Origin of the sequence: Actinomadura sp. NPDC048032, assembly GCF_040653175.1 — a bacterium.
Classification (GTDB): domain Bacteria; phylum Actinomycetota; class Actinomycetes; order Streptosporangiales; family Streptosporangiaceae; genus Spirillospora; species Spirillospora verrucosospora.
The window spans coordinates 1-5,195 of the sequence record NZ_JBEZJP010000512.1 but is presented as its reverse complement, the minus strand read 5'-3'; the positions used below and the strand labels follow the sequence as shown (position 1 = coordinate 5,195).

Sequence of the window (5,195 nt, the reverse complement as noted above, 5' to 3'; positions counted from 1 at the left end):
GGGCAGGGCCTCCGGTCCTGGTACATCTACTTCTTCCAGACGTCGGTGCTGCCGGAACTGCTGTGGCGGGCCGGGATGGCGAAGCCGTTCGCCAATGCACCTGTAGCTGGAGCCGTTGTAGGTCACGACGTCGCCGACCTGGTAGACGGTCCCCGCCGCCCAGCTGCCGCTCGGCGGGTCGTCCGGCGGGTTGGACGTGCCGGTGTAGAGCGTCAGGCCGTAGGCCTGGAGCCCCTCGTTGACCGGCTGGAAGAACGTCGTCCCGCCGCTGCGGCAGTCGCCGGAGCCGCCGGACGTCGTCCCCTGCGCCTGGGTGCCCGAGATGAACGAGCCGCCCGAGTCGCCGGGCTCGGCGCACACGTTCGTCTGGGTGACCCCGGAGACCGTGCCCTGCGGGTAGGTGACGCTGGTGTTGAGCTGCTGGACGGTCCCGCAGTGCCAGCCGGTGGTGGAACCGGAGCGGCACACCGGGGAGCCCGTCTGCGCCACCGTCGAACCGGAGACGGCCGGGTCCTGGACGGAGCCGTAGCCGTTCACGCGCGCGACCGGCGACCAGTTGCCGTTGGCCGCGACCCAGGCGTAGTCGTTGCCAGGGAACGAGGAGCCCTGGAAGCTGCCCTGCTGGACCTGGTTGTACCCGCTGGTGGACGTGCCCGGCTGCCCGCAGTGGCCCGCGGTAATGAAGCCGGGCGTCCCGCCGCGGGTGACCGAGAAGCCGATCGAGCAGCGTCCCGAGCCGTTCATGTAGTAAGCGTCGCCGCCGCGCAGGTCGTAGTAGGTGCGCGGCTTGATCTTCGAGCGCCTGACGGCGACCTCGGCGGGGTCGACCCCGGCGGCCTTCGCGAAGGCGCGGGCCTCGGCGGGCGCGGAGCTCAGCACCACGACGCGGTTGGCCTGGACGTCCACGTACCAGACGGGAGAGTGGGACGGGGCCTTGCGCGCGGCGGCACGGTCGAGCCTCGCCTTCGCGGCGGTGAGGTCGGCCAGGCTGCGGCCGACGACGGTCGCCCGCGCGCCCTGGGCGGTGATCTCGGCCGTCCGGGCGGGGTCGGTGGTCGCGACGTGCAGCGTCTCGGCGGTCCTGCCGCTGACCCAGCTGCCGGCGAAGGCGCCGCCGAGCCTCAGCCGCAGCTTCCCGGCGGTGACGCCGGAGTCGAACTGGTTGACCAGCGCCTGCTTCGCCTGCGCCGCGGTGAGGCCGAGGTCGCGCTGCATCGCCTTCAGCATGGCCTGCGGCACGTTCGCCGCCGTCGCCGCGGAGTAGGGGGCCGGACGGGCGGGCCCGGCGGGGTCCGGCTGGGCGACCGCGACGCCCTGCACGCCGGCCAGACCCAGCGCGCCGGCCGCGAGCACGGCGACGCGCATGCCGCGTCTGTGAGACATGGTCTCTCCTCGGGGGTGGGGGGTGCGGCAAACGTAGATGTCCTCGCGCGCGACGAGAAAGGCTCTCCGCCCCCACGTTCTGGCGAGTTATCGCCGGTGTCGGAATGCGCCACCGATCCGTTCGCCGCGCACGGCCTGGAAGTCACGCTCCATCGGCCATAATCCGGGTCATGTTCCCCGTGACCGCAAAAGATGAGAATCCATTCGCGGCTCTCGGTGTCACCGCCTCTCAGCAGACCCTTTACGTCGCCCTGCTGTACAACCCCGGCAGCACGCTGAGCGAGTTGGCGGGGATGTCGGAGGCGCCGCCGGCCCGCCTGGCGGCGCTCCTCCTGGAAATGGAGGCGCTCGGCATGATCAGCGCGGAGGGCGCCGCGGGGGCGGACGCCGCGGGGGACCGGGCGTACTCCGCCCATCCTCCGGACGCCGTGGTCGAGACGCTCATCCGCAGGCGGGAGGCGGAGTTCATCCGCGCGCGGATCGAGGCCAAGCGGATCAGCGGCGACCTGCTGGCCGCCGAGCAGCGGTCGAACCCGGAGAGGCTGGTGGAGGTCGTCGACGGGCTGGACGCGGTGATCCAGCGCTACGAGCAGGTGCAGCGCGCCGCGGTCAGGCAGGTGAAGGCCATCGACAAGCCGCCCTACGCGGTCGACCCGGTCAGCCCGAACGAGATCGAGCGCGAGCGCCTCGCGGAAGGCGTGGAGTACCGCGCCATTTACACGCCCGAGGCCCTCGCCATCCCCGCGCGGATGGATCTGGCCCGCCGGGATTCCGGCTTCGGCGAGCAATCCCGCATCCTGGAGAATCCGCCCGCCAAACTCGTCATCGTGGACGACGAAATGGCGCTGATGCCGCTGCGGGGCGACGATCCCAGCATCACCGCCCTCATCCGTCCGTCGACCCTGCTCGACATTCTCATCGACGTTTTCGACACCTGCTGGGAACAGGCGACGCCGCTGCGTTTCGACGGCGAGCCGGGCTCGGCCGGCGTCCGGCCCCGGTTGTCCGAGGCGGACCGGCATCTGCTCACCCTCCTCGCCGCCGGGCTCAAGGACGAGGCGGTGGCCCGCCACACCGGAATGGGCGCGCGCACGGTCAGCCGGCACGTCGCCCGTCTCCTGCGCACCCTCAACGCCCGCACCAGGTTCCAGGCGGGCGTCCACGCCGCCCGCCGCGGTCTGGTCTGACGGCCGCAGGGCTCACCCCTCGGCCCGCGATCCGAACACCCGCGCCCGGCGTCACCTGCCCGGTCTCGGGCGTGCGCGCCGGGGGTCGACGTTGGCGGTCAGGGTTCCGAGCACGCCGGGCAGGTCCGCCACGGTCTGCTCGGGCAGGCCGGCCACGGTCTCCTCCGCCAGGGCGCACCACAGCTCCTTGACCCGTTCCGCCAGGGCCGCGCCCGAGTCGGTGAGCTCCACGATGCTGGCGCGCTTGTCGGAGGGCGCGGGCCTGCGCCGGACGTGCCCGGACGCCTCCAGCTTGCGGGTCATGAGCGTGACGCTGGGCGGCTCGCAGCCGAGCGCCTCGCTGAGCTGGGCCTGGATCCGCGGGCCGGTCCGCGCGAGTTCGAGCAGCAGCGCCTCCTGCCCGGGATGGAGGCCGAGCGGGGTCAGCAGCGCCGCGGCCCGGGCCCGGTGGCGCAGGCTCAGCAGGCGGATGGCCTGGTTGATCGCGTCGGCTCGGTCGAAGTCCACGGCCCCTCCTTGACGGATTAGTTATGCGCATAACATTATGCGCATAACTAATCCTACCGCGAAGCCGAGGAGCCGACATGTCCGTGAAGGTCGCCGTCATCCACTACAGCTCGACGGGCGCCGTGCACGCGCTCGCCGAGGCCGTCGCCGAGGGCGCCGCCACCGCCGGCGCCGAGGTCAGGCTGCGGCGGGTCGCCGAGCTGGCGACCGACGCCGCGATCGACGAGAACCCGCGGTGGCGGCGGCACCTGGACGCGGTCGCCGCGGTCCCGGAGGCCGCCGTCGAGGACCTCGCGTGGGCCGACGCGTACGCGTTCGGCACGCCGACCCGCTTCGGCGCGCCCGCCGCGCAGCTCAAGCAGTTCCTCGACCAGAGTGTCGGACTGTGGCGGGAGGGCGCGCTGGCCGACAAGCCGGTGACGGCGTTCACCGCGGCCTTCAACCGCCACGGCGGCGCCGAGGCCACGATCATCTCCCTGGCCAACGTCTTCTACCACTGGGGCGCGCTGATCGTCCCGCCCGGCTACACCGACCCGGCCGTCTACGCGGCCGGAGGCAACCCCTACGGCACCTCGGCGGTGACCGGCCCGTCCGGCGACGGGCCCGACGCCGCCTCCCTCGACGCGGCCCGCTACCAGGGCCGCCGCCTCGCCCGGACCGCGATCCAACTGCGGGCGGGCGCCCGCGCCGCCGAAGAGGACGCCCGCGCCCTGACGTGAACGGCCGCCGAGCCGTGTCAGAGGCGATCTCACCCCGGCACCGCCGGGACGGTGCGGGCATCGGGCGGCTTCGCCCACCGGGCCCCGCCGCATTCCACTCGATCGAGGAGGCGCTTGTGTCGTCCGAGTTGTCGGCGAAGGTTTCGGACCGCGGGTCCGGGAGGGCGGGGAGCGGGCCCGGCCGGGTAGTGCTGGCGCTGGTGTGCGCGTGCCAGTTCATGGTGATCCTGGACGCGTCCATCGTCAACGTCGCCCTGCCCTCCGTCGACCGGGACCTCGGCTTCACCGCCGCGGGACTGGCCTGGGTGGTGAACGGCTACCTGCTCACGTTCGCCGGGTTCATGCTGCTGGGCGGGCGCGCAGCCGACCTGTTCGGCCACCGCCGGACGCTGGCCGCCGGACTGCTCCTTTTCTCCGCCGCCAGCCTGGTCGGCGGCCTGGCGACCGCACCGCAGATCCTGGTGGCGGCCCGCGCCGTCCAGGGCGTGGGAGCCGCCGTGCTGGCCCCGGCGACGCTGGCCGTGATCAACACCGGCTTCACCGGGGACCGCGAGCGGGCGCGGGCGTTCGGCGCGTGGTCCGCCGCGGGCGGTGTGGGCGGGATGGCGGGCGCGGTCGCGGGCGGAGCCCTCACGACCGGCCTGTCCTGGCGGTGGGTCTTCCTGGTCAACGTGCCGATCGGCGCGGTGCTGATCGTGGTGGCCCTGGCGTCGTTGCCCGGCGCGCGGACCGTCCGGCGGGAGCCGCTCGACCTGCCCGGCGCCGTCACCGGGACGGCGGGGCTGGCCGCGCTGATCTACGGGGTGATGCAGAGCACCGGCCACGACTGGACGTCCGCGCGGGTCGCCGGCCCGGCCGCGGCGGGCCTGCTCCTACTCGCCGCCTTCCTCGCGGTGGAGGGGCGCTTCGCCGCCCGGCCGCTGATGCCGCCGCGGCTGTTCGGGATCCGGGGGGTGGCCGCGGGCGGCGGCATGCTGCTGCTCTTCGGAGGGATCACCGTCGCGATGTGGTACTTCACGTCGCTGTTCCTGCAGGACGTCCTGGGGTACGGCGCGCTCCGGGCCGGGCTCGGGCAGACGCCCGCGGCCGTGGTGTTCATGGTGGTCGCGCGCTTCGCCGCCGGGCTGCTGCCGCGAGCGGGCGCCCGCCTCCTGGTGCCGGCGGGCTGCGGCTTCCTCCTCGCCGGGTTCGGCTGGCTCTCGCAGGCCGGAGCCGGCAGCGGCTACGTCACCGGGGTGCTCGGGCCCACGCTGCTCGTCGCGGTCGGGATCGGCCTGACGTTCCCCACGCTCATGGCCGCGACGACCGCGGGGGTGCCCGAGGGCGACGCGGGGGTGGTCGGCGGGCTGGCCAACACCGCCGTGCAGGCGGGCGGGGCCGTGGGCCTGGCGGTGCTGGC

General features: G+C 73.9%; 5 protein-coding genes. 3 read left to right on the top strand and 2 right to left on the bottom strand.

The features are described from left to right. Positions 1 to 1,383, bottom strand: a 1,383-nt coding sequence (locus tag AB0C69_RS37730) for an alpha-lytic protease prodomain-containing protein (RefSeq protein WP_360360598.1), incomplete at its 3' end; no start/stop codon positions are given. A gap of 179 nt (positions 1,384 to 1,562) precedes the next feature. On the opposite strand from AB0C69_RS37730, the gene AB0C69_RS37725 reads away from it, so the two are divergent. Then, the gene (locus AB0C69_RS37725) at positions 1,563 to 2,570 is read left to right on the top strand and encodes a helix-turn-helix transcriptional regulator (RefSeq protein WP_360360595.1); all 1,008 of its coding nucleotides are present in this window, start codon (positions 1,563 to 1,565) and stop codon (positions 2,568 to 2,570) included. A gap of 51 nt (positions 2,571 to 2,621) precedes the next feature. On the opposite strand, the gene AB0C69_RS37720 is transcribed toward AB0C69_RS37725, so the two are convergent. Next, a complete protein-coding gene (locus AB0C69_RS37720; protein ID WP_360360592.1) occupies positions 2,622 to 3,077 on the bottom strand; it encodes a MarR family winged helix-turn-helix transcriptional regulator in 456 nt (151 codons plus the stop codon). A gap of 77 nt (positions 3,078 to 3,154) precedes the next feature. Here AB0C69_RS37720 and wrbA point away from each other — a divergent pair, with 77 nt between their 5' ends. After that, on the top strand, positions 3,155 to 3,796 hold the full coding sequence (gene wrbA, locus AB0C69_RS37715; protein ID WP_360360589.1) for an NAD(P)H:quinone oxidoreductase: 642 nt from the start codon (positions 3,155 to 3,157) through the stop codon (positions 3,794 to 3,796). Positions 3,797 to 3,912: 116 nt separating this feature from the next. Further along, positions 3,913 to 5,195 (top strand): MFS transporter (locus AB0C69_RS37710; protein WP_360360586.1); only part of this gene is annotated, 1,283 nt, incomplete at its 3' end.

Bases quoted from the DNA above. Each gene is read 5' to 3' on its own strand.
- wrbA (WP_360360589.1), top strand. From the start codon at position 3,155: ATGTCCGTGAAGGTCGCCGTCATCCACTACAGCTCGACGGGCGCCGTG.